Consider the following 25915-nt stretch of genomic DNA (forward strand, 5'->3'; position numbering starts at 1 on the left):
CAAGTTCGACGGCTTTTTGGTAGACGGCAACTGCTTGGTCTAATTTCTTCTGGTCATATTGGGCATTGCCGAGACCGATGTAAGCAGTGACATATTTAGGGTCAAGTTCGATGGCTTTTTGGTAGGCGGCAACTGCTTGGTCTAATTTCTTCTGGTCATATTGGGCATTGCCGAGATTGTTGTAAGCAGTGGCATATTTAGGGTCAAGTTCGATGGCTTTTTGGTAGGCAGCAACTGCCTGTTCAAATTTCTTCTGGTCACTTAGGGCATTGCCGAGATTGTTGTAAGCAGTGGCATATTTAGGGTCAAGTTCGATGGCTTTTTGGTAGGCAGCAACTGCCTGTTCAAATTTCTTCTGGTCACTTAGGGCATTGCCGAGATTGTTGTAAGCAGTCGCTAAGTTAGGGTTGAGTTCGATGGCTTTCTGGTAGGCGGCAACTGCTTGGTCTAATTTCTTCTGGTCACTTAGGACAACGCCGAGACCGTTGTAAGCGATCGCTAAGTTAGGGTTAATTTGCAACGCTTTCTTATATTGTGCGATCGCCTCCTCTGGTTTCCCTTGAGCGTTTAGCACATTACCTATACCAACATAAGCTTCTGCATCACTAGGATTGAGTTGTAAGGCTTTCTGGTGTGCTGCTAAGGCTTCCTCTAATTTTCCTTGTCGCCGCAAGGCATTACCTAAATTGTTATGAGCTTTGCTATTATTTGGTTCAAGTTGCAAAACTTGCCGCCAGATTGTCTCGGCTTGGGAGTTATTCCATAATGTTTCCGCAGCTTCGCCTTGTTTAAATAGCTGTTCAATGGTGTTTTGAGCAAATACAAGCTGGGGTGTCGTAGTTAGAGATGAAATTAATAATAAATTAGTAAATATACGGTAGCGCATAAGAATGCTGATGCTTTTTCAGATTCTACCAATATTTACGTAAAGGTTGCCATAAGACGGATGAGTGTTTGATACTCGTGGGTGAGTGGTTGATACTCGTGGGTGAGTGGTTGATACTCGTGGGCGAGTGGTTGATATTCGTGTGCGAGTGGTTGATATTCGTGGGTGAGTGTTTGATACTCGTGGGCGAGTGTTTGATATTCGTGTGCGAGTGGTTGATACTCATGGGTGAGTGGTTGATATTCGTGGGTGAGTGTTTGATACTTGTGGGTGAGTGTTTGATATTCGCGGGTGAGTAGTTGATATTTGTGGGCGAGTGGTTGATATTCGTGAGTGAGTGGTTGATACTCATGGGTGAGTGGTTGATATTCGTGGGTGAGTGGTTGATACTTGTGGGTGAGTGTTTGATAGTGGTTTGCAGTTAAGTTAAATACAGACCTAACCCCCAGCCCCTTCCCTGCAAGGGAAGGGGAGTAAGAATCAAAGTTTTTCTCTTTGTAGGAGAGGTCAGAGAAGAAATGAGAGAGTTGATGAAAGATAAAAGCGATCGCCTAAAATCAACTTCATTAGGCGATCGCTCTTTAATATATAAGGTGCGCCTACGGCATAACACACCCTATCTGACAGAAAATGCTTCACTGAATCGGCGGGTTACTGGTTCCATAATGAAGGTCAAAATTGATTTTTTCCGAGTGACAATTTCACCACTTGCAGCCATTCCTGGTGTAAATGTCACATTTTGACCGCGAACGTTTACAAAGTGCTGATTTAATTTAATTCTGGTGGGGAAAACTAAGCCTAATTCTTTGTCTACGGTGGCGTTAGGACTGACTTGTGCAACTTCACCCTCAATTGTGCCGAATTCTTGGAAGGGGAAAGTTGCCATTTTTACTTTAGCTCTCATTCCTTTGCGAATAAATCCAATATCACGGTTGAGAACTTTCACTTCTAAGAGCATCTCTTCGCCTTCTGGCAAGATTGATAATAACTCTTCGCCTGACTGTACTGGCCCTTTGGTGGCTTTGATTTTATAAATTGTGCCAGCAACGGGAGCTTTGATGGTTTCACCGTCTGTTTGTTTTTTGGCTTGCTCCAATTGTCCAGAAACGTTGGTTAGTTCTTCTTTGCGCTTGTTCATTTCTGTCAGGATTTCACTTTGGCGTTCTGATACTACCCGTTGCACTTGATTACGAGCAGCTTGATACGCTTGTTCGGCTTGGCGAATTTCTTGGTCTTGTGCAGAAATATCTTTTTCTAAAGATGTAACTTTATCTTCAGCCTCTGTTAAGCGATTTTGGGCGTTGATGACTTCATCTTTAGCCCTAGTAATATCTGTTTGAGCGCGAGTTAATCTTTCTCTCGCTTCTAGATAATCAACTCGCGGAACAGCCCCAGGAGTTATGAGGATGCGTAAGTTTTTCTCTCTACTTTGAGCAATTTCGAGGTTTTCTTCTACTTTGCTACTGATGGTTCTAGCATTGAACAGGTTCGTTTTGGCATTGGCAACACTAGTTCTAGCATTGACTAAATTATCTTGTAACCGAATGAGGCGAACTCTGGCTTGGTCAATGAGCGATCGCTGACGGCTGGCTTCGGCTTCGGCTGCGGCTTGGCGTGCTTGGTAGTCCCGCAGGCGAGATTTTAAAAGTTCATCTTGGATTGGTGTACCAGTGCTTTGTCCACCAATACGTTCTGCTTGCAAACGCTGGATATCTTGTTGAATCAGTTTAGTAGATTGGGCTAATCGGGTGACATCAGTTTGTTTGAGGTCTGGGTCGCGTTGAATTAAAACTTGATCTTTAGTGACGCGATCGCCTTCTTGAACTTTAATGGATTTAATTGTGCCATCACCAAGGGATGTTACGGGTCTGACCTGAGCAGAAGCAATTAATTCCCCTTGTGCAACGGCTACTTCATCTATTTCTGAGAGAGCAGCCCAGGCGATCGTCCCAAATACTACTAAACTAATGGTTCCTGCTAATAATCTAGTATAAAGTGGCGGTAATTCTTTAACTGCCTTACCTAGTTCATAAGATAGTTGGTCTTCTGGTCTAGCAAACTGTTGTTTTGTTTGACGAGCTTGAGGAGCGTTAGCTAATAGAGAATATTTCATAAAGTTTTTGATTTGGGCTTGGTCAGTTGTCAGTTGTCAGTAGTTAGTGGTTGATATGCAGTGACAATTAGCCACCGACCACTAACAACCGACTTACTCAAACAGCTAAATAACGCCTTAAGAAACTTTCCAAAGTTTCCAAGGGGAAGTTAAAGGTCTGCTCTAATTTAGCTATTTCATCTTTTCTACAGAAAAATTCATTGGACAGTAATGCGCGGAAAGTTCCTAAAGCCTGTTTTGCTTCTGGATTAATTAAACCCAAGACACCTCGCAATCCATCAATGACTAATAATGGTGAGTTAACCACTATTGGTTCTTTCTTAAAGATATGACTGAAAATTTGGGGAATGTCCTCACGTAATAGAATCTCTGGCCCCCCGACGGAAAAAATTTGATTACGAGCCTCTGGAACAGTCACTGAATCCACTACTATCCTTGCTAAATCATCTGTACTCACAATGGAGGTACGGTTTTTGGGGTCACCAATTAGCAAATATAACCCTGTTTCCCGAAACCTTTCTGCTAAAGGTAGCAAGTTAGATGCTAATCCAGCCGGACGTAAAATGGTGTAGTTCAAGCCACTAGCTGCCAAATAATTTTCTACAGCTCGTTTGGCTTTAAATACGGGAGCGTCTTCATACCCCCGTTCAGCTCCTAATACGGAAATAAAAACAAAGTGCTGCACTCCGTTAGCTTTCGCTTGGTCGATCAGCGCGATGTTAGCACGATAGTCGAGGGTGAGTGCATCGTTATCAGAGCCGTGAGCGCTGATAATATATTGAACACCTTGGCAAGCTTTTTCTATATCCTGTTCGCACCGCAAATCACCAATAAAGATGTCGGCTCCTCGGTGTTCTAGTTCACCGTAACGCGAGGTAAGACGGACAAAAGCTCGCACAGAATGATCGTGTTCGCGCAGGAGTCTTATAACTCTGCGGCCAATGTCTCCTGTTGCTCCAGTTACCAAAAACATAATGATTAGGGATTAGGGATTGGGGGCTGGGGATTGGGGGCTGGGGATTGGGGATTGGAGATTGGAGATTGGAGATTGGAGATTGGGGAAATTTTTCCCCCTGCTCCCCGCTCCCTGCTCCCTGCTCTCTTCTTTCACCAGTCCCCCAGTATCTAATCTAAAGTCTCAACTTTAAATTTCGACAATGACGGGAGTATGGTCGCTTGGTTGAGTTAATTTTCTGGGGGAGACATCAATAGTGCAACTTTTTGCCTGTTCATATAGTACTGGTGTGAGGTAGTGATGATCTATGCGCCAACCTTGGTTGCGGCGGAAAGAAGCCGCGCGATAATCCCACCAGCTAAAGTGTCCGCCTTCGGTGGTAAATTTGCGAAAAGCATCAGCAAAGCCTAGTTCTAAAACATCTCGTAAGGCTTGGCGTTCGGCTTCAGATGCCATGATGTGATTTTCCGCTTTGACTTTTTCGTGAATGTCTTTGTCTTCCAAAGCAATATTAAAGTCACCGCAGATGCAGATGGCGGGTTGTAATAAGAGAAGCGATCGCAGATACTCTCTCAATACAGTCAACCAACGTAGCTTATATTCATACTTTTCGCTGGCGATCGCTGAACCATTGGGAACATAGAGGTTAACAATCCGGACACCATCTATCACCCCAGTAATTACTCGTTTCTGCTCGTCCCATATCGGTTCTATATCTGGCAAAATCGGTGTGAATCCTGTGGTTACATCTGTAAGCTGTTGCTGGCTAATTAAGGCTACGCCATTGTAAGCTTTCTGTCCTGATATATATGAGTGATAGCCCAAACTTTCAAAAGGCGATCGTGGAAAATCATGATCTACAACCTTTGTCTCCTGCAAGCACAGAACATCAACGGGATTTTGTTTTAACCAATCCACAACTTGCTCTAGACGAGTGCGAATCGAGTTAACATTCCAAGTAGCGATTTTCATTAGTTAATTAACAGTATGTAAATGAATAATGACTATGACATCGACTTTTTTTATGATTATTTAATATTTATCAGATTCCTTCATTTTTTTTGCCTTTTCTTGGAAGAGAAGTCTTTTAGAATTGATCCCAAACTATATTTTTAGTAGTTTTCGCTACAAAATCCTCCTTTTTGTCAGCTAGGCTACAAAATATTTTACTTGCTTATGATTCTTCAGACAGATGAACTCGAAAAATATAAGCTATATTCTAAAAGTAGTAGCCTAGTGCCTATGATTCAGGGGTTAAAATACATTCTGTAAGTTGTTACAGTATGGTCAACCTAATATTCCCCTTGAAAGTGTTCATTAGGTTAATTTAAATGTCAAAAAAGGAAGTAATAATTTTATTCCTCATAAAATGATGTAAGTCTTAATTGTGGGGAGCATCTTACCGACTGAACCGAAACAATTTATGAAAATCGCTCAAGTTGCCCCCTTATGGGAACGAGTTCCACCTCCTAGTTATGGAGGTATTGAACTAGTAGTAAGTCACTTGACAAACGAACTAGTTCGTCGTGGTCATGAGGTAACATTATTTGCCTCTGGCGATTCTCAAACCTTGGCACATTTAGAAACAGTTTGTCCGCGTGCATTGCGCTTAGACAAAAATGTTCAAGACTATGCCGCTTATGAAACTTTAGAACTGAGCCAAGTTTACCAGAACGCGACGGAATTCGATATTATCCATTCTCATTTAGGGATTTCGGCTTTACCTTTAGCGAATTTGGTAAAAACCCCTACAGTACATACGCTGCATGGACATTTTACCAAAGATAACCAAAACGTTTTCAGTCATCATCATCAACAACCATACGTTAGTATTAGCAACGCCCAGCGTCAAATTCATCTCAACTATATAAAAACCGTTTATAACGGTATTGAGCCAAAAGATTATCCGTTCATTTCTCAACCAAAAGAGCCGCCATATCTAGCATTTTTAGGACGCTTTTCTCCAGAAAAAGGCCCACATCAGGCGATCGCGATCGCTAAGCAGAGTGGTTGGCGTTTAAAGATGGCAGGAAAAGTTGATATAGTAGATGCCAAGTTTTTTGAACAAGAGATTCTCCCTCATATAGATGGTCAGCAAATTGAATATTTAGGCGAAATTAACCATACAGAAAAAGCTGAACTACTAGGCAATGCTGCTGCTACTCTTTTTCCGATCAATTGGCAAGAACCTTTTGGTTTAGTGATGATTGAATCAATGGCAACTGGTACGCCAGTCATAGGGATGAATTTAGGTTCTGTACCTGAGGTGATCGACCAAGGCAAAACAGGTTTTATCTGCCGAACTTATGAAGAAATGATTCAGATGATAGCTGTTACCTTGGAATTGAATCGTCGAGATTGTAGAGAATCCGTAGTCCACAAATTTAGCGTTAGCCAAATGGTTGATGGGTATGAAGCAGTATATCAACAAATTATCAAAGACCGCGTTAACTTAAACGGTTATATCCACACAGCTAAAATCCGATTTTAAACAACAACTTTTTTTACATTTTCAACAACATTTTTCTTTTAGGAGGACATTGGTATGAGTCTGCGAGCCAATAATTGCCCATGTTGCGGTGGTTCTCTCCTCCGCCATGTCCGTCACGGGGAACTATATTGGTTCTGCCTATCTTGCCGCCAAGAAGTCCCACTACTAACTAACAATAGTCGTTTACCGAATGTAGATACTCGCAATAATGGAGGAGTTGTCCAAACAACTGTGAGCGTCGAATAGGGAATAGGGAGGAGCCACTGCGTTGCAGGATTGATGACGACAGTCTGCTTAAGAGAGAAAACCTTTCTAGGCGGCTGTCTTCCTGTTCATGCCTACTTAGTAAAAGGTATAGCTGTTGATGGTTGAATGTTGACAGACTTGAAAGCCTTTTATTGTCAGGGTTTTATCTTAGCTTGATTTCCTAATCTATCTGGCTACAGCTATAAGATCACTGTAAAGCTAGTTTATTTTTTATATTATTAAATACAGGCAATTCATTCTGACTTACTGACTAGAAATTGGCAAAGTAATAATAAATTTTGTTCCCTTACCTAAAGTTGACAAGCACTTAATTTGTCCGTTGTGCTTATCGACAATAATTTGATGGGTGATGGCTAATCCTAGTCCAGTTCCCTTACCTACGGCCTTAGTTGTAAAAGATGGCTCAAAAATTCTGTCTTGCACCTCAGGAGGTATACCAAGAGCATTATCTTCAATGCAAATTGTCACACTTGCTTGCTCCTGATCAACCGATGTATTAATTGTAATTGTATGAGGTTCAGAAACCTTTATTTTCTGATCTGAACATTTCTGATGGAGATCATCAAAGGCATCAATAGCGTTGGCAATAATGTTCATAAACACCTGGTTAAGCTGTCCAGGATAGCAAGTGATTGGTGGCAAAGTACCATATTCTTTGATCACCTCGATTTTTGGGCGATCGGTTTGGTCTTTCAGCCGATGTTTCAGTAACATTAAGGTGCTATTCATACCTTCATGAATTTGAAACTCTACTTTAGAGGAGATATCAGATCGGGCAAAAGTTCGCAGAGAAAGACTGATATCCTTTAGACGATCAATCCCTTGGTGCATTGACCCCAAGATTTTTGGTAAATCTGCTGCTAAATACTCTAAGTCAATTTCTTCAACTAGTTCTTCAATTTCCGGGTCTGAGTGTGATAACTTTTGCTGTTGGAGATGAACTAAACGAAGAATATCCTTGACATATTCTTCAATATGAGAACAATTTCCACTAATAAAACCAATCGGGTTATTAATCTCATGACCGATACCAGCAACAAGTTGTCCAAGGGTGGACATTTTTTCGCTTTGGATGAGTTGTATTTGGGTTTGCTTTAACTGTTGTAGAGATTGTGTTAATTCTGCTGTACGTTCTTGGACTTTTTGTTCCAGGGTACGGGTGAGATGGGATATTTTCAGGTGTAACTTTAATCGAGCAATAACTTCTTCATGTTGGAAGGGTTTGGTAATGTAGTCAACTGCACCAATTTCTAGTCCTTTGACTTTATCTGTAGCATCAGATAAGGCTGTCATGAAAATGACCGGAGTATTCTGAGTGATGGGATTGGCTTTCAATCTACGGCAAGTTTCAAATCCATCAATACCCGGCATCATGACATCAAGGAGAATCAAATCAGGATGAGCATATTCTGTTTGTTCTAGCGCCGACTCTCCATCCGTCGCCATGAGTGCTTTCCAACCACATCCCTGAACTGCTTCTGATAAAACTTTCAGATTATTGGGGTTGTCATCTACTAAAAGGACATATGTTGGTTGTACAAGATGTTCTGTGATCATGGATGCGACTCCGTTATAACGAATGATTTCAGGAACTGGCGAATTTTTGCGGTTTGGAAGTTGGTAGTGAGTTTACTCAACTCAGTGGCGAAGGGAGCTAGCTGGCTATTATGCTGAATTAGCTCTCTAAGAATTCCCTCAATCGCTGGTATATCCCCCATCATGGCCAGATGATAGAGTTCTTGCAAAACATCCTGTGATGGCAAAACCAATTCAGTATGAGTTGTATGTTCTGGTTGAGGAGATAAAGACAAAGATGCAGATGAGGCATAAATCCACTCGACTTGGAGTACCGATCGCAGCGCATTAAATAGTTCATCAATTTGTAAGGGTTTCGGCAAAAACGCTGTTGCTCCAGCTTGCAAACTCCGTTGGCGATTTTCCTCGAATACGCTGGCACTAGAGACAATGATGGGGATAGAACTAGTTTGTGGATTCTCTTGTAGCTGAACCATTAGCTCAAAGCCATCCATATTAGGCATAGCTAAATCAAGCAGAATCAAATCCGGATGATGTTCATGTGCCATCTGTAGTCCCTGTTTGCCGTCGCTTGCTTCTAGGGTTTGACAGCCAATTTCTTGTAGCAGACTGTTTAACATAGAACGGTGGTTGTCATCATCATCGACAATCAAAATTTGCGGCGCGCTACCCTGAATACCAATGATTTTCTGGTGCGTTGGGGCGTAGGTCTGCCAATCGTGGGAAATTGGCACTGGAAGTGTCAAATCCAACCAGAAGATACTTCCTTCACCCAGGCGACTCTGTACCTGAATTTGGCTACCCATTAATTCGGCAATTCTTTGACTGATGGCTAATCCTAAACCAGTACCTTCAGATTGCCGTTTGTAATCACCTACTTGCTCAAAAGCCAAGAAGATTTTCTCTAGCTGCTCTGGGGACATACCCACGCCTGTATCTTCAATCTGGAAACGAAGTTTGGCAACAGAGGATTGCTGATTATCCTGATCTTGAGTGTCCAGTAACTCTACTTTAAAAGCCACCTCGCCGCTATCCGTAAATTTGACAGCATTACCTAGTAAATTGATCAACACTTGCCTTAGGCGCTTTTCATCCACCTCTATGACTGTTGGTAGGCGATCGCCCACGGAGACTTTAAATGCAATCCCCTTTTGCGCTGCTCGGATACTACAAATCTCGCTCACACCATGTAAGAAAGTTAGCAGATGTACATTAGCCTCCACCAACTCTAATTTACGAGCTTCAATTTTTGACAAGTCAAGAATGTCATTAATCAGTAGCAAAAGATGTGAGCCACATTGGTGAATAATGTTCACTCCCTCTAAGTCTTTCTCTTTCAGATTCGGTGATACCTCTAGCACCTGAGCAAAACCAAGGATGCCATTCAGTGGTGTGCGTAGTTCGTGGCTCATATTTGCCAGAAACTCGCTTTTAGCTTGGTTAGCAGCGTCGGCAGCTTGCTTGGCTTCCAGCAGTTCATGAGTCCGTTCTTGGACTTTTAACTCTAGGGTTTTGGAATAATCTAAAAGTTGGCTATTAGCAATTTCTAATTGCTGATTTGCTTCTTCTAACTTCTGCTGTTTATAGGCATTAGTTGTGGCAATCACACTAACGATGAAAGCGGCTAAGGGGGGTGTGACCGGAATCAAAACACCATGCAGAAACATTCCATAGCCACCTCCCAGAAATGCCCCACTGATGGATGTGGTTGTCCAAAGAATTTTTCCGCCTGGAATCCTTCGTCCACTGCGTGCGCTAGCTAAAAACCAACTACCGCTAGAACCGATCACAGACCATAAAATAATCCAGCCTGCCATAGACAAGCCAGAAACACCATGTAGATTCGCTTTCCCTGTTCTTGCCCCTCGTACCAGTTGATGAGCAATATTGGCATGGATCACAACACCTGGTGTAGGTTTTTGAGCAGAAATCAAAGAGGAGCTAAAAGGTGTACTAAAGAAATCGTTGGTACTGGCAGCAGTTGAACCGATAAAAACCATGCGATCGCGCATCAGTTCTGGAGGAATTTTCCTTGCCAGCACATCGCGCATGGTAACTGTGCGAAAGGCTGCTTCTGAGCCGTACCAGTTCAGCAAAATTTGATACCCACCTAAATCAGAATCCGTATAACCCGCATTTAAATTTTGTAGTGGTAAGTGTATTTGTTTACCCAAGCGAAACTTCTGCTGTTTGGCATCAACTGATTCTAAGGTGATTTTTTCGGCTTCCAGGTATTTGAGCGCTACAAGAGTTGCTAGTCCGGCTTTGATTTTGCCTTCTTCTTGGGTATCAACCGCAGTCAAGAGGGCGCGACGCACATGGCGATCGCCATCCAACACCAAATCAGCTAATCCTATTTGGTCATTTTTTTTCAGTGCAGGTGGCGGATTGACACGCTCACCAGTGATTTTCTCAACTCCAATCAAATTGGGCGTAGTACGGAAAACTTCTACGAGTTGTTCATGGCCTTTACCTTCTGGTAAATCCCGATACAGATCCAAGCCAATGGCACGAGGTTGTTGCGATCGGATTTTTTCTAGTAACTCTGCCAGTGACTTATCTGGAATCGGCCATTTACCAACCGATTGGATATCTTTCTCGTCAATTGTGACAATGATGATTTCGTCAGCTATTGTATTGTGGGAACACATCAGAAGGGTATTTGCTTCACACGAACGCAGTCGCACCCATTCATCACGAAGTTTCCACTCAAGCAAATTGAAAATTCCTAACGATTGTCCGACAATAATCGTTAAGGCAACACTAGGCGTAATAATCAAGACAGTGCGAGTGCGCTGGATGAAAGCTTGGAATTTGCGCCACATAGTTCCGTCACACGCTTTAATTAAAATTGATGAGCATTGGGGATTAGGGATTGGGTTTGAGGAATAAATTTTTCTGGTTCCCAATCCCTAATCTTGATTAATTAGCAGATGCTAATAACGGAGCTTTAACAATCTCCTTCAAGCTAACTGAAGAAAGGAGTTCTTCCCATTGCTTGAGGATAGTTGCATTATTGGGTTGAGATGTGTGCAGGGTAGCCAGTGTTTCTACACAGTCATACCAAACGCCAGATTTACCGAAAGCAGTTGCCAACTTCAACGCATCCCTCTGCTGCATTGCTGTTGCCAGTTCAGCAGTGGGTTGGATGCGCTGAATCCAACCATCAACGTAAGGTGTACTAGGATTGAGTTTTCCATCTACCTTCAGTGCCAGAAACCACTGATAGTTCTTCCCTACGGCTAAAGCTGGTGCGTCTGCTGGTAATTTTACTCCCATAACCCCATTTTTCCCAGAAACAGGAATGGTTGTTTGATACTGGGTATTGCCAGCTTCATCCTTGAGACTGAAGACAGCCTCTTCTGCATTAGTAGTAGGTATGTACACCATAATGGTGGGACGCTCAGATACCGTGGTGCCGTAGAAGCTTTGGGGTAAGAGTGCAATTAGGGCTGCTGGGCCTGCCGCTCCCACAATTGAAGGATTCAAGTAGTAAGTACCAACGCGAGAAGCTCCTCCACTTGCCTCTTTAGGTGCGCCTTTGTCAGAAGCGGGAGTAAAGAGGTTGCCTCTGGAAGCTCCTCCACTTGCTTGTCTAGGAGCAGCATTGCGAGAATTGGGAGTAAAGAGATTACCTCTGGAAGCTCCTCCACTTGCGTGCCTGGGAGCGGCATTGCGAGAATTGGGAGTAAAGAGATTACCTCTGGAAGCTCCTCCAGTTGCTTGTCTAGGAGCAGCATTGCGAGAATTGGGAGTAAAGAGGTTGCCTCTGGAAGCTCCTCCAGTTGCTTGTCTAGGAGCGCCGCTATCGATTGGTGGGGTAAAGGTTATACCGTAGGCACTATTCCACATACCGCTAGTCATTAGAGCAATCAAGCCTAATGTACTAGCTAAATATCCAAGTCTCATGATTCTATCCCTTATTTGATGAAAGGTAATACTAAGTAGATTTATTCTGATTGCGGGAAGAAGCGTGTAAGGTCTCTTTGGCTACTAATCAAAGTGAAGAATAGCTGATACCAATATAAACCAACTCTGGCTAGATATAGGTAAAAGATATTGCAAAGTTTTTGATTTGCATGCGTATTATTACTTAATTAAAGCCAGTTGCCAACCAGAACGAAGGCAGACCAAAAGAAAGGATCTTGGAAATCAGTTTGATGAATCAGGTTGATTTGGGCTTGCCTCAATGCTTCGGCTTTGGTGATTTTTGGCTTTCGTAGTTGGTCATAGAAGCGCGTCATCAGCATTTCAGCAGCTTTATCTTTGACAGGCCAGAGGGTGGCAATAGTTGAGCGAGCGCCGGATTTGACCGCTAAACCTGCCAGTCCCAGAACGGCGCGATCATCTCCAGTTGCAGTATCGCAGGCACTTAGTACCAATAATTCGATCGCTTTTGATGAGTCACCACTACGATTCTTGAGTAGTTCAGACAACTCTTTGACATTTACTTGTCCATCCCAAGTCAATAAAAAAGTATCTTCGATACGGGAGCTGAACTGTCCGTGGGTAGCGAGGTGAACCACATCGGCACGGCTAGACTTGATACGATCTGCTAGGGCTTGACTGGTGAATTTCTGGTTCAATAGCATAGAAGAAGCTATTGTCTGAGAGATTTGCTTCACTTCTGATTCCACGGCAGGTAAGGCAGCAAAACCAGAGCGGGATTCGCTAATACCACCGATGATTGCCTTAATTTTGTTTTGCTCCAAGGATTGAGCAGCTATTAATTGCAACCCTGGTGAGAGAGCCACTGCATATTTCTCGATCAGATATTGCTGTCCATCGAACAGAGCAGCTATTGGTATATTCCGCAACTTGCCATCTAAAACAAACACTAGTGTTTTAGTATTTTTAAATGCTTGTTCTGCTTCTGCCGGACGAATCAGCCAATCATACACTTGTTGAGACAATCGCACCCTATCTTGGGAATTGGAAACAGGGTTGAGGGCTACTAACAAATTATCAAGAGTTTGTTCGATATCAGCTTGAGATTGACGGGTTACATAGTAACGCAGAGGCTGTCCAGCTTGGGAGAGAATCACTGCTAGGCGATCGCTGAGAATAATCGGATAAATAACCGTCGCGGTGGGGTCAACTTTGTCAATTTGCTGGGCTTTATCTAAGCAAGCTTCGCGGAAAAAGTTATCAAGTTCAGCAATTTGTAACGATTCGATCAATTCACGAGCCTGCATTAAAGCAGTCTGGGTTGGTTGTTCTTCTAGAAGTAGACCTACTAACTCCCGATAGACAGGCTCTACACTTTCGCGGAAAGAAAATTGAACCTCCGGGTTCACTGCAACCATATCCCCCCGCAATGCTTTTAATGACTTAACTGCTTCTGTATAAGCTGTAATCGCTTTTGGGCGATCGCCCTGTTGCTTAAACAACTGTCCTACTTGCCATGCTGATTGAGCAATGATATCGTCAGCTTGGAGTTGACGGGCAATATTGAGGGATTTTTGGGCTACTTCCTTGGCTTCCGCCCACTGCTTTGTGCGACGGTAGAGTTGCCCCCACTGATACAGTGCATAAGCTTGGGCTGGAGAATCTTCAATTTGTTGTGCAGACTTAACAGTCAATGCCATCAGTTGTGCCAAATCTTTAATTGGTAAAACTTGGTCAGGTTTTTCCAAGCGATTCAATGTAGCCACAAAATTAATGGCTGCGTAGAGTGAGCTATGGCTGGGCGGTAGTTCTGATAACTGTTGTTGTAATTGAGGTGCGAGGGGAACTGCATATTCTAGTTTGTCGTAATCTATCAATAATTTGAACCGAGCTAAACGCGCTTGCAAGGATTCATTTGGGTTTGTGGCTAATTTTTCTGCGTCTTCAAAGTAATTTAATGCCACTTCTGGATCTTGGAAGTCAGAGGCAACTTTCCCTAGACTCGCAAGAATAGAACTTAAATGAGTTTTAGCGTCAATTTTATTTGCGGTGGCTAAACTTTGTTCTAAAACTAGCTGACTTTTATTATCACCGATCGCGTGCAACGTTAAACCTAGCGATCGCAACCCACTCACTTTAACTTCCGAATCTGGCATTTCTTGTAGCTTTTGCGTTAATGTCTCCAATTGTTGTTTCGAGCGGCGATAAAATCCCAGGCTTTGTAAGGCTTGTGCTTGATTGATTTGACTACCCAAGCTGCCCACATTGTCGCCTGCTTGTTCATAATATTTTTGAGCTTGTTGCCAAATTTCCAGTGCGGTTTCAGCTTTGCCAGTACGTAATTGTAAATTTGCCTGAGTATTTAATATCTGCGCCCAGATAATCGCATCAACAGAAGGTTTAGCCGTTTGCAGAATTTTCACACTTTGCTCGATAGATTGTCTAGCAATGTCCCACTGATTGAGTTCCTGTTGTGCTAATGATAAGTAACTCAAGCTGAGAGCTTCATTAGTGCGATCGCCTTGGATATGATATTTCTGTGCTGCCGTTTGCCATGTTGTAGCAGCTTCCGCAAAACGTCCTGCATGGTAGAGGTTTCGTCCTTGTTCTAACCCGTTGGTAGTTTGAGGAGTGGATAATGACACATTAAGAGTTGTCTGTAACGGTATGGATGCTTTTGCAGGAGTGATGGTTACTGCTAAACAAAAGCTCAGAATACTTAAGCACAGATAAAGCCAAGGATTTTTTTTGATGGGGAAAATCATAAAAATTACTGATAAATTTGCTGCTTAGAGGTTTTCATAAAACGATTCATCTTGCATACTTATATTGCCCAGGTATAGCTGTAAACTATCAATGGATAACTGCTTGTATGAGTCATGATGCGTAAAGTCCTCACGTCTACTGGGTTAGGTAAAGCCCCAGGAATTGGCAGTGCTGTTGCACTTTAGGAAAAGTTTCGGTTTAATCCGCCTCTTTTTTTGACAACAGTTGAAAGCCAATTCTGTTATGTGCAGCTTGTTATGCTCAGTTCCTTGCCGCAAAATTCAATGGTAGTTGAAGGTAATGCAGGGGTGTAAGCAGAATCAGTTAAGGTTATTGTCGGAATGTGTTAATTGTGGGGCGAGGTTTAAGGTTCCGGCGTTGTGGGGGTGGATGGTGTCAGAATCTGTTTTATAACTTTTGCAGAGATGACAAGCAAGCAAAAGCTTTTTTATTGTTAGATTCTTGTGTTTAAACATTGATTTAAGCCAAAGGCGAAAATTTTTTTGATAATCTAACGATCTTCACTATAGAGAAAAATAAAATCATTATTTATCTGTATATCGGGATATAAAGTAGTTAATTCTTCTGTTACGTGGCAATGGTAGTTTTTTATAGGAATTTCAATGATTTTATTACGTATTAATATAGCAAAAAAAATATTGAAATAATGAAATGCTTCGAGGAAAATTTTTAGGTGAATTAGAATTAATTTCTTTTTTTATTTTTTCAATAATTTCTGGTATATTATTTTCTTTTTTAGCATCGACAGCAAGGCGATATAAGTTATCACAAAAACGGTTCATGTCCTTTGGTTGTAGTTCATTAGGAATTTCGCCGTCTTCAAATAGCTTGTTAATTTCAGTAGCTAACTTACGTTTAATTTTTATATCAGGATAATTATTTTCTTGAATAATAAGAGATGTTTGTTCAAAAGCAAGAATAAGCGTATCTAGTTGTTCAAAGTTTGCTTTAATTTGTGCTGCTAGACGTAATCTTTTCCAGTCTAATTCAGAATTTTTATATACTAAATCATGACTGGCACATTATTTCAACAACTTTGATGCCGCTAATTTTGTCGCATTTTTATTAGACTGTCAGCTTTTGTTCCAATCTTCTATAAATTTGAGCTAACCACACATGAATTACTGGTTGACATTCCACTACAGAGCGATCGCTCCTTCCCTGCCGAATTCTACTAGAGAAAGAAATCACCCTTTGTCATTTCAGCACAGCACAAAACGCTTTTCCCGACCAGATTTAAATGTCCAGATTGCTTGGAAGTGCAGAAAAATTGCGCCAAACGGTGTCTGCACAGTATCCAACAGAGAAGTTATGGCAGATTGATTGTTTACAATAAAGGCGGCACCCGGATTTGAACCGGGGGATGGAGGTTTTGCAGACCTCTGCCTTACCACTTGGCTATGCCGCCACACTCTACAGTCAACTATCATAGCATAGGTTTGCTTCGTATTGCATCCCCAAGCTGCAAAATTTTTGCTATCGCTAGTGTAACTTTCAACGGATAGGCAGTGTTAAGTTAAAAAAATATAAGTTATAAACTAGTCTTATGAGAGAGAAGCATTTACACTTCTATTTATGAGTTATGAGTGTCGTAAAATACAAAAAAAATATAATTTACTCCTTAAGATAGATGAAAATCTGAAAGTAGCTATAAAAGTATAAAAAGAAACAAAAATTTTCCTATATTTATTTACTTAGATATAGTAGCAAGCCGTTAATTATATACCTGAGATGAGATAGCCTATTGCTTCATTGATAAGTTAAAAAATGAATTTACTACTCATTTCATGTTGTTAGGGAGAATCTAGTATCAATACGCATAAGTGGCCAAACGTAAAAATGAACGAAAAGTTACCCATCTCAATTGCTCAAATAACGGACATACATCTGTTGGCTTCAGAAAGCCAAAGGCTACAAGGAATATCTACAATAGAGTCTTTTTTAGCTGTGATGAAGCGGCTAGAGGAACTACGACCAGAGTTAGACTTGCTGCTGATGACGGGAGATTTATCCGACGATGGGACACCAGAATCTTATGAAAACCTACAACACTATTTAAATTCATTGCAAATAGCCGCTTATTGGCTCCCAGGAAATCATGACTGTGCGATCGCAATGGATAAAATATTAAATCTAGGCATGGTTTCCCGACGTAAGTCTTTTCAACGTGGAAATTGGAATTTCATTTTGCTTAACTCTAGTATTCCTGATTGTGTGTATGGTTATCTCTCAGCTACTACCCTAGATTGGCTGGATTCTGAGTTAAGAATGCTACCTAATAACCCTACTTTAATAGCGCTGCATCATCCTCCTGTATCAGTCAATTCCGCATGGATAGATGGTAGCTGTCTCCGGAATTCTCAAGAGTTATTTGCTGTGATTGATCGTTACCCGCAGGTCAAGCTAGTCTTGTTTGGTCATATTCACCAAGAATTTCGACATCAGCGCCACAATGTTCATTACTTAGGATCTCCCTCAACTTGCTATCAGTTCCAGTCGCAAAGCCCTACTTTTGCCATTAACCAAGAACTACCAGGTTTTCGTTTGTTGAAACTATACGCCGATGGCACATGGACGACTAAAATTGAGCGAGTGCCTTATTCCCTTCCGATAGAATCGGCAGTAACGGTATCTTACTAATTACCAGGAATTTTATAGATAAAGAAAGCGCAGAGGGACGCAGAATATTACTAAGTAATACTCAAAACTGAGAAAGCTGCTCAACATCCCACTACAGCTAATATCACTCGGCACTTATTTTGACCTCATCGGCAAAATTCCGCAAACGTACAAAGTAGAACGGCCCAGCAACAGAACCCCAGATGTGTGCATCGGTTTCTAAATCTCGCCCTCTATCAAGACTGATAAATTTCTCTTCGTTAATTTCAAATTCGCTATCTAAGTAGGTCTTTTGACCTTTACGAACAACAATACAACCTTTTCCTGGTTCTACCGTACCTTTAAAGCTGTTACCAGTCCACTCAACAATCATGTTACAGCCTGGTAATTTTTCCAAAGATTCGCTAGTTAAAGTTTTCAACCGATTAAGGTCACGGGATGCACCGTAAAAATTCTCTTCTTGCTTAACTGTATAATTTTCGATATGGATGCGATCGCCTACAGTTATCAGCTTGAGTACCCGCAAACGATAGGGATCATTCAGCATATAATCATAAGCTTGTTCCACAAAAAGACCTACTCCAGATAATACTTCCCACGGTAGGGGACGCATACACACACGAATATGGGCGTAAAAAGGGGGGTTTTCAAAAGCTTGTGCCTGATTACTAAAGTCGGCTGCCATCCAGCGTGCTAAGGTGGCTATGTCTGTAGAATGAGTCATTACATCAGATTTCTTAAAAATATCTGAGAGTATTTTAAAGCTTAATGGGGATTGGAGACTGGGGATTAGGAATTGGGGATATTTATTTCAGGTTGATGCGTCTAATGGATTTGCAGTTAAAGTTATTAGGCAGCAACTCATAAGGTGATACGCACTTAGATCAAATATTCTTGCGTCAGGGCTGTCCATAGTTAAGAGTCCAGAGTTAAAGGTTAGCTTGGACTGTGGACTTTGGACTTTTGACAACCTGAGTGCGAAATATACGATTTAAATGCGTAACAGCTTACCCATTATCGGTTACTCACCTTCATACCCACAAAATCGTCAAATCCTTATGCTAAGGCGCTTAAGTCTCTTCATTACGACTGTGATTATTTGGCAACTTACCAATTCTGTAACTCTAGCCAGGAGTAACGATCCTCAACAAGCAGACAGTTTTCCTCCTAGTCCATTGGAAATTACTACACCTGATCCCCTTGTACCCACTTTGCGCGATAAACAGCAGTTAACTGTTGCAGAACAACAAAAGTTGGAGGCGGCGTTAGATGAGTTAAACCAACAAGCAACAGCAAAGTTGCAAGCTGGGGATAATTTAGGGGCGTTTGAAATTTGGAACCGTGAACTACGCTTACGCCGTTATTTAGGGGCTGTCGCTGAGGTACAAGCGCTGTCGCGGGTTGGTGAGATTGCTTGGAATCAAAACGATCGCCAAGAGCTACAATACATTACTCAACGATTACAAGCTATTCAAAAACAGGCACAACCGCAAAACAAAAACGTGCAGCACAGTGTTGACTTACCACTACTACAAGCTTTGGGCGAAGCCTATCAGAAAGTGCGATCGCTAAAAAGTGCCATTACAGTTTACAACGAAGTTTTAGCCACAGTTCGAGAAAAACAAGATTTAGTTGCCCAAGTAAATACTCTCACCACAATAGGGGAACTAAATCTTAATTGGTTTGATTATCCCCAAGCTGCTACCGCCTATGAGGAATTGCTTAGATTAGCTACCTCTGGGGGAGAAAATCAAAATCAGCAGGAGTTCACATACTTGCAAAAGCTAGCTTATATTTATCAACAATCTAAGCAAGCACAAAAATCTATTGATGTTTTGAACAAAATAAAAGCTATTTATTCCCAGAATAATAATTTTACTCAGTTGCCAACTTTACAGCTAGCGATCGCCGCTAATTATGAAATCTTAGCGCGAGAAAATCCTGCTTTAATAGAAGCAGCTTTTAAAAACTACCAAGAAGCTTATATAACTGCGTGGCAATTGCAACAATATCCTAGTGCGGCGGAAGCTGTACAGAAATTAATCTCTTTGTACCGTTCTCAAGGACAACTAGATGAAGCTTTGCAAGCCAGCGAAATTCTTTTAGAAATACAAACACGAGCCGTCAATTTTTACGGTCTGATGGAGGCTTACGACCAAATAGGGAAATTATACTTAGAGCGTAAAGACTCCTCAGCCGCCCTCGCCGCATTTCAAAAGGGTTTAGAACTGGCGAGACAATTAAAACATCAAGAAGCTTATTTTACACAGCAAATTAACAGTATTTAATATTGGTAATTGGTAATGGGTGGCTTATATGGAACTACTATTTGATTTGTGAATTATATGTAGCTCACCTTATCCGGGTTTTGGTGGGCATTGCCCACCCTACACATACTTATGTTTGTTCAATAATCAAATCGGATTCCTATATTAGATGTTCACCTATTACCTATTACCAACCAAGTTCACCATATTTTCAGTCAGTAACTGAACTCAATATTACACAGAAGTTACTTCTTGCTTGTCGGAAGATTGCACTAATTCATACAGTTTGCTTTCAAACTTTTCCATACAAGCTGACCAATCATAACCCAGTATGGAAGGACGGGCTTGTTCACTCAAGGCAGATTTGAGTTCAGGATTTTCCAAAATTGTAATTATCTTTTGAGCAAAATCTTGTGGACTATTAGGTTCTGCTAAAAGACCATTCAGACCAGGGAAAACTTGTTCTGAAGTTGATGGTGCGATCGCTGCAACGACGGGAGTACCAGAGGCTAAGGCTTCGTTGGTTGTGGTGCAGAAGTTTTCTGTTACAGAAGGATTGACAAAAACATCGGCGCGGGCGAACCAACCTAAAAGTTCTGTACCGTGAGACTCACCCCAGAAGGTAATACCGGAAGGAAATTTTTGCACGCGTCTGCGGATTTCTTCATCTAAAGGCCCACTACCAATAATTACCAAATGCACATCAGGAATTTTGGCAGCAATCATAGGATACATATCTATGAGTTGGGTGACATTTTTCTCGGCGGTGATGCGTCCTACAAATAATAGAGTAGGTCTACTATCGTTGGGAATTGGGTTGTGAATGATGTTGCGGGGATGAAATTTCTCGCAATCAATTCCTTGATAAGGCACATATTCGCTACGCTGACATTTTAAGTTGTGGTATTTCTTGAGTTGTTCTCGTGAAGGAAACACATTCAAGTCATAATTGTCACTAAACTGTTTTACTAACAGTGGAATCAGAGGGCGCACCAAGCTAAAGAAAATATCACCGAAGTAATATTTGATATAGGCAACAATGTCTGTGTGGAAGACGGAAATAATGGGTGTATGGGTGCGTTTAGCATATTTCACACCTACAGGACGACCATAACCCTGCAACAAACCTGAGTATAAACCCCGCATTTGTGCTGCTTCTTCCACTACGATGATATCTGGTTGGAAGTCTGAAAGTAATTTACTATCACTCCAATGGCGATAGTTTAAAGGTTGGGGAAGAGACTTATAAAATATCAGTGGCTGTGTGGGAAATGCAAAGGAAGAAAAATTGGGGAAAGGTTTTAGTTCATCTAGTCCCGCCATTGGGCGGCTTCCCACATTTTTGGGGAACTTGTCGTTAATTTGGGGGTGAACAAGTAATACCTCATGACCTTGTTTTAACAACCAATGAACCCTCTGGTGTACCGCAACTGAAACTCCAGTTAAAAAAGGTGCATACAATCCGCTAAACAGCGCAATGCGAAGCTTTGATTTCTGCATATTTTTAGTAAATTTTCGTATTTCTTAGGGAAATTTGGTATTTGCAAGCGCCCTATTGTTTATTAGTCAATAGTCAGGAGTTATGGGTTAATTCAGTGGTTGATAAGGACGATAATCAGCTAGGCGAATATTCACAGGCCCGTTAACTTCATAGGTGACACCACACCAATTAACTGTTTGCATCCGTAGAGAGGTGATCATTGCCCAGCCATAAACCCAGTGTGTAAGTGGTATTCCCATTACTATTCTCAAGATGAGCGATGCTGACAGTTGAGTTACAGGTTTACCTTGTGAACGGATGATTGGTTGTATACCCAACTCTAAAAACAGGATGAGCATAGTTAATGCCAATATATAAATGACATACCAGCTCAAAGCAAAAATGGCTGTATCTCCTTGCCCACTAAAAAATGAGATAAACCACACAAACAAGAGAAGTTGAGGTAGCCCTATTGTTAAAACCGCTTCACCTACTAACACCCACCACCAAGGATGATAAAGTCGGAACAAAAGTAGTTGGCGCTGGAACGAGTATTTTAAATTTGGTAAATCACACTCTTGTGGATTGACAATAATCAGAGAAGGTACAAACTTCACCTGAAGATTATATTTAGCCATGACGCTAGATAGCATCGTATCCTCACTCAGGGTATGTTCCCACCTCTCTAACAACCCTGTTCGGCGCAGCACTTCCGTTTTTATAGCTAAACTTCCACCCCAAGGAATGCCGTATAGGTACATCTGGACGATCGCCGAGATATTGCCAATGTACCGAACCACAGTCCCCCAATACACGCCTGTAGGTACATACCAATGATTACCTGTAGTTACTCCTACCGTCGAATTTGTCAGAGGGCTAACTAATTCTCGTAACCAATTGGGATGGACGATAGTCTCAGCATCTACTAAAGCCACTACCTGATAAGAATCATCTAATTCTGAAACAGCTTGCACTAAGGAACTGCATTTGAGACTACAAGTTTGGTTGATAGTCCGCAAATAATTAATTTGAAAATTATTTGCCCCGATTTCTTTAATAGTCTCGTTGACAACTTGCCAAGCTGGGTCTTGTTCACTATCGACGATCAGCTTTAAATCATAGCGTGGATAGTTTTGCTGGAGGAGCGATCGCAAACAATCAGGTAATAACGGATCTGCCCCCCGCAAATATAACAATACTGCCGTTTTTGGCAACTTCTCATCAGGTAAGCTATGGGAGCGTAAGTTCAAAGACCACAAAAATCTTAGTACCAAGCCCACCTGAACAACTAACCAAATCACCAATAACTTAGATATTGATATCGCCAATTCGTCCATTTTATTGATTACCTCTACACAATTTAGTAGGGTGTAAGGGTGTGAGGGTATAGGGGTGTGAGGGTGTGAGGGTGTGAGGGTGTGAGGGTGTAAGGGTGTGAGGGTATAGGGGTGTGAGGGTGTGAGGGTGTGAGGTTTTTGAACATCTAAACCCCTGCACCCCTATACCCCTATACCCCTATTGCTATTCTTCACAGAGACATTTTGCTATCAATAGGTTGATCTAAAAAATCATAGGCATGATACTCAACTAGGCGGATATCGTCATGGCTATGAATCCGATAAATAATGCCCCGCCATTTAACAGTTGATATCCACACAGAAGATAGCATTGCTAACCCATATACCCATTGTGTTAGGGGAATTGCCAGCAACATTTTGCCCATCCTGGCAATTGATAACTGTGTCCCTGGCAGACCTTGAGCGCAAATTACTGGTTGTAGTCCTATCTCCATCACCAGCATGAGTAACAGCAATCCCAGAGTATAAATGCTGTAGGAATTTAACAATAAACCTGCTACATCCCATTGGGCATCACCCAAAGACAACAGAAACACAATAATGCTTAAAGTGGGGAACAAAATGCTAGAAACAGCTTCACTAACTATAGCTAGCCACTGGGGATGATAAAGCCGAGAATAAAGCAGAAAGCGCTGGAGATATTCGATAATTCCCAACAAATCGCACTCTTCACGATTGACCATAATCAAAGAAGGCACAAATTTAACCCGTAAACCATGCTTTTTCAGCACATTGGGTATCATTAAATCCTCGCCAAAGGATTGCGCCCACTTTTCCAGCAGTCCTGTTTGACGCAACACCTCTGTTTTCACAGCTAGAGTCCCACCCCAGGGAATACCAAATAGGTACATCTGCACAACAGTAGCTATATTCCCGGTGTAACGTACCAAAGAACCCCAATAGCGGTTAGTAGGAACATACCAACGATTACCAGTCGTCGCCCCAATTTTGGGGTCACCCAGAGGGCTAACTAATTCCCGCAACCAATGAGGATGAACGATTGTATCTGCATCGGCTAAAGCAACTACTTGATAAGAATCATCCAAATCGGAAATAGCTTGAATTAGAGAACTGCACTTAAGACTACAGTTGTGGCGAATAACTCGCAAATGGTTGATTTGAGCGTTGGTTGCGGCTAATTTATCGATGCTATCACTAGCAATCTTCCAAGCAGGGTCATCCTGACTATCAACAACTACCTTTAAATCGTAATTTGGGTAATTTTGCTGTAATAATGCTTCTAAGCAGTTGGGTAAAAAAGGGTCGGCTCCTCGTAAACAAATAATTACCGCCGCTTTTGGTAACTGCTCATCAGGTATGTTTTTAGACCGCCATGTCCGCACATACAGCAAAAATACTAATGAAAGACACATCTGAATAACTAACCACCCCAGCAAAGACTTAGACAAGAAAATTGCCAACTCTTTCATCACATCTTTGTCTCCGGCAAATTTTGTCTTGCTTGTGTAATGGTCAAGATAGGGAGTGAGGAGTAAATAATAGGACTTACGTAGTGTTACTAAATTTTCTGGCTTTTTTGTCAATAGTCCATAGTCAATAGTCAAAATCAAGATTTTTGGATTGTGGACTATAGACTACCCTCAAAAGATTTTTTTGGTTCAGTGCGTAAGTCCTAAATATTTATTTCCCCCCAGTCCCCAATCTCTACTCCTTATGGATCAAGTGAGTATTTAACGGAAATATTAACGCTGGTGCTTTTTGTGACTGTAAAACTTGACTTGCTAAATGCTGGTGTTCCTGTTTGGATAGACACTATGGGATTATTAGAAATTCCAAAACCTTCTTTGGGAATACCAAAAAAGTCTGTATCTAACTTGCGATTGCCATTTTCATCATGGACGATCGCCACCGCATATTTACCTGGTTTCAAGCCAGAGAAACTTTTGGTTACAGTCTTACCTGTAACTCTTGTACAACCACTTTGGATTTCGCTAGTATCACTCATGGGAAATCCTTTTTCACTGGCGTACACCCGGAAGCATATCGCGCCTTTTTGTTGGCGTATCCCGTTGACTACAACAGTTAATTTAGTTGTAGTTTCTGCGTTCGCTGTTTTTAAGGAAACAAGACTTAATACAGCAGCTAATAAAAAGTAGCGCAAACGTGAAATACTCAACATAATTGCTATTCCTCAGATTATTTGAGATGGTTAATTCTAGGAAAATGCAGTCAAAGAAATGAGCAGGGAATTATTTTGCTCACGACTGCCAATTTTTTAATCTATCCAGACCACTATTTAACTAACTTCTGAATGTCGGTATTTTGCAACCAAATTTTTGTTTGACTTAAACCTTTCTCTAGGTCAACTTTTGGTTTATAGTCTAATATTGTTTGGGCTTTAGTGATGGAATAGGCATAGGGACGAGTCATAAAGTCCACTGATTCTGGCAGAATATCGGCTTTTTTGCGAAATAGTTTTTGTCCCTGATTTCGCAGTTTTAAAAACAACTTCATCTCATCCTTTGGTATAGACATAGGAGCAGATGCACCTTCCATTGCCGCTAGGCGCATGAAGTATTCTTTCCAAGAAGTTTCTTCGCCATCGGTGATATTAAATATTTCCCCATAGGCATCTTTTTCTACTGCTAAAAAGATGGCATCAATTAAGTTATCGATATACACATGATTGATAACTCCTTGACCTTCGTTAGCATAGGCGAATAATTTTTGCCGCATCATCAATATTGGTCTAACTATCCAGGGAATACTTCCCGGCCCGTAAATATCGCCAGCGCGAATGATAATTAAGCCAAAATCGGGTGGAGAATTGAGGGGTAAAAGTTCGGTTTCAGCTTCGATTTTGGTTTGACAATAGGGATTGTTATCACCGGAGAGTGTCCCAGATTCAGTGATGCGATCGCTATAATTAAACCCATAAACCATGACGCTGGAAAGATGCACAAAGCACTTCACACCAGCATTTTTGGCAGCCTTAGCCATATTGACTGCACCAGCCACGTTAATTTCCCGAAAATTCTTGATGGGGCCTGCTTCTTCTGTCAATTGTTCTGTATGTAGAACAATGTCTACTCCTTGACAAGCCTTGTGGGCGATCGCTTCATCAGTTATCCTACCAACAATCACCTCAGCACCTAATTTCTGCGCTTTATCTTTATTAGTGGAAGTTTGCAGTCCACGCACTTTCATTCCCTGCGCGATCGCCAACTCAGCTGCACGCAAACCGATAAATTCATCAATCCCAGTAATCAGCAGAGTTTTATTTTGCAAATCCATAATCCAGAGTTAT

The 25915-nt window shown here is 41.6% G+C and carries 20 protein-coding genes and 1 tRNA gene; 5 read left to right on the forward strand and 16 right to left on the reverse strand.

What is annotated here, in order from left to right; translation table 11 throughout:
• The 5 genes from ACM5QX_RS21660 to xth form a co-directional block, all read right to left on the reverse strand.
• A partial coding sequence (locus ACM5QX_RS21660; protein WP_414755437.1) for a tetratricopeptide repeat protein occupies positions 1-886 on the reverse strand: 886 nt, incomplete at its 3' end.
• 507 nt (positions 887-1393) lie between these two features.
• Positions 1394-1525, reverse strand: coding sequence for a hypothetical protein (locus tag ACM5QX_RS21665; RefSeq protein ID WP_414755438.1), 132 nt, complete (start codon positions 1523-1525; stop codon positions 1394-1396).
• On the reverse strand, positions 1503-2999 hold the full coding sequence (locus tag ACM5QX_RS21670) for an HlyD family efflux transporter periplasmic adaptor subunit (protein ID WP_414755439.1): 1497 nt from the start codon (positions 2997-2999) through the stop codon (positions 1503-1505). The genes ACM5QX_RS21665 and ACM5QX_RS21670 overlap by 23 nt, the downstream gene beginning before the upstream one ends.
• Before the next feature lie 97 nt (positions 3000-3096).
• A complete protein-coding gene (locus tag ACM5QX_RS21675; RefSeq protein WP_414755440.1) occupies positions 3097-3972 on the reverse strand; it encodes an SDR family oxidoreductase in 876 nt (291 codons plus the stop codon).
• Positions 3973-4143: 171 nt separating this feature from the next.
• Positions 4144-4926, reverse strand: a complete 783-nt coding sequence (gene xth / locus ACM5QX_RS21680) for an exodeoxyribonuclease III (protein ID WP_414755441.1) — start codon at positions 4924-4926, stop codon at positions 4144-4146.
• Between the two features lie 451 nt (positions 4927-5377).
• Here xth and ACM5QX_RS21685 point away from each other — a divergent pair, with 451 nt between their 5' ends.
• Both ACM5QX_RS21685 and ACM5QX_RS21690 read left to right on the forward strand, forming a co-directional pair.
• Complete coding sequence (locus ACM5QX_RS21685) at positions 5378-6445, forward strand: glycosyltransferase family 4 protein (protein ID WP_414755442.1); 1068 nt, start codon at positions 5378-5380, stop codon at positions 6443-6445.
• A gap of 54 nt (positions 6446-6499) precedes the next feature.
• Positions 6500-6691 (forward strand): hypothetical protein, encoded by a 192-nt coding sequence (locus ACM5QX_RS21690; protein WP_011319329.1) that lies wholly within the window; start codon positions 6500-6502, stop codon positions 6689-6691.
• Positions 6692-6955: 264 nt separating this feature from the next.
• On the opposite strand, the gene ACM5QX_RS21695 is transcribed toward ACM5QX_RS21690, so the two are convergent.
• The 4 genes from ACM5QX_RS21695 to ACM5QX_RS21710 form a co-directional block, all read right to left on the reverse strand.
• Positions 6956-8269, reverse strand: a complete 1314-nt coding sequence (locus ACM5QX_RS21695; RefSeq protein WP_414755443.1) for a response regulator — start codon at positions 8267-8269, stop codon at positions 6956-6958.
• On the reverse strand, positions 8266-11073 hold the full coding sequence (locus ACM5QX_RS21700; RefSeq protein ID WP_414755444.1) for a CHASE2 domain-containing protein: 2808 nt from the start codon (positions 11071-11073) through the stop codon (positions 8266-8268). The genes ACM5QX_RS21695 and ACM5QX_RS21700 overlap by 4 nt, the downstream gene beginning before the upstream one ends.
• A gap of 97 nt (positions 11074-11170) precedes the next feature.
• The gene (locus ACM5QX_RS21705; protein ID WP_414755445.1) at positions 11171-12157 is read right to left on the reverse strand and encodes a DUF928 domain-containing protein; all 987 of its coding nucleotides are present in this window, start codon (positions 12155-12157) and stop codon (positions 11171-11173) included.
• A 188-nt stretch (positions 12158-12345) separates the two neighbouring features.
• On the reverse strand, positions 12346-14901 hold the full coding sequence (locus ACM5QX_RS21710; protein ID WP_414755446.1) for a CHAT domain-containing protein: 2556 nt from the start codon (positions 14899-14901) through the stop codon (positions 12346-12348).
• A gap of 1138 nt (positions 14902-16039) precedes the next feature.
• Between ACM5QX_RS21710 and ACM5QX_RS21715 the strand changes: the two genes are divergently transcribed.
• Positions 16040-16246 carry a hypothetical protein gene (locus ACM5QX_RS21715; protein WP_414755447.1) on the forward strand — a complete coding sequence of 69 codons (207 nt, stop codon included), beginning with the start codon at positions 16040-16042 and terminating at the stop codon, positions 16244-16246.
• 13 nt (positions 16247-16259) lie between these two features.
• On the opposite strand, the gene ACM5QX_RS21720 is transcribed toward ACM5QX_RS21715, so the two are convergent.
• A tRNA-Cys gene (locus ACM5QX_RS21720) sits at positions 16260-16331 on the reverse strand.
• A gap of 431 nt (positions 16332-16762) precedes the next feature.
• Between ACM5QX_RS21720 and cpdA the strand changes: the two genes are divergently transcribed.
• Positions 16763-17563 carry a 3',5'-cyclic-AMP phosphodiesterase gene (gene cpdA, locus ACM5QX_RS21725; protein ID WP_414755448.1) on the forward strand — a complete coding sequence of 267 codons (801 nt, stop codon included), beginning with the start codon at positions 16763-16765 and terminating at the stop codon, positions 17561-17563.
• A gap of 103 nt (positions 17564-17666) precedes the next feature.
• On the opposite strand, the gene ACM5QX_RS21730 is transcribed toward cpdA, so the two are convergent.
• Positions 17667-18266, reverse strand: a complete 600-nt coding sequence (locus ACM5QX_RS21730; protein ID WP_414755449.1) for a chromophore lyase CpcT/CpeT — start codon at positions 18264-18266, stop codon at positions 17667-17669.
• A gap of 334 nt (positions 18267-18600) precedes the next feature.
• Here ACM5QX_RS21730 and ACM5QX_RS21735 point away from each other — a divergent pair, with 334 nt between their 5' ends.
• Positions 18601-19830, forward strand: coding sequence for a tetratricopeptide repeat protein (locus ACM5QX_RS21735; RefSeq protein WP_414755450.1), 1230 nt, complete (start codon positions 18601-18603; stop codon positions 19828-19830).
• A 213-nt stretch (positions 19831-20043) separates the two neighbouring features.
• Here the strand turns inward: ACM5QX_RS21735 and ACM5QX_RS21740 are convergent, their stop codons facing one another.
• The 5 genes from ACM5QX_RS21740 to ACM5QX_RS21760 all read right to left on the reverse strand — a co-directional run bounded on the left by ACM5QX_RS21740 (position 20044) and on the right by ACM5QX_RS21760 (position 25902).
• A complete protein-coding gene (locus tag ACM5QX_RS21740) occupies positions 20044-21309 on the reverse strand; it encodes a glycosyltransferase (RefSeq protein WP_414755451.1) in 1266 nt (421 codons plus the stop codon).
• 87 nt (positions 21310-21396) lie between these two features.
• Positions 21397-22626, reverse strand: a complete 1230-nt coding sequence (locus ACM5QX_RS21745; RefSeq protein WP_414755452.1) for a glycosyltransferase — start codon at positions 22624-22626, stop codon at positions 21397-21399.
• A 191-nt stretch (positions 22627-22817) separates the two neighbouring features.
• Complete coding sequence (locus ACM5QX_RS21750) at positions 22818-24077, reverse strand: glycosyltransferase (RefSeq protein ID WP_414755481.1); 1260 nt, start codon at positions 24075-24077, stop codon at positions 22818-22820.
• A 242-nt stretch (positions 24078-24319) separates the two neighbouring features.
• Positions 24320-24787, reverse strand: coding sequence for a DUF2141 domain-containing protein (locus ACM5QX_RS21755; protein ID WP_414755453.1), 468 nt, complete (start codon positions 24785-24787; stop codon positions 24320-24322).
• 113 nt (positions 24788-24900) lie between these two features.
• A complete protein-coding gene (locus ACM5QX_RS21760; RefSeq protein WP_414755454.1) occupies positions 24901-25902 on the reverse strand; it encodes an NAD-dependent epimerase/dehydratase family protein in 1002 nt (333 codons plus the stop codon).
• Positions 25903-25915 lie beyond the last annotated feature (13 nt).

Origin of the sequence: Anabaena sp. CCY 9910, from assembly GCF_963920875.1 — a bacterium.
Taxonomy (GTDB): Bacteria; Cyanobacteriota; Cyanobacteriia; order Cyanobacteriales; family Nostocaceae; genus Trichormus; species Trichormus variabilis.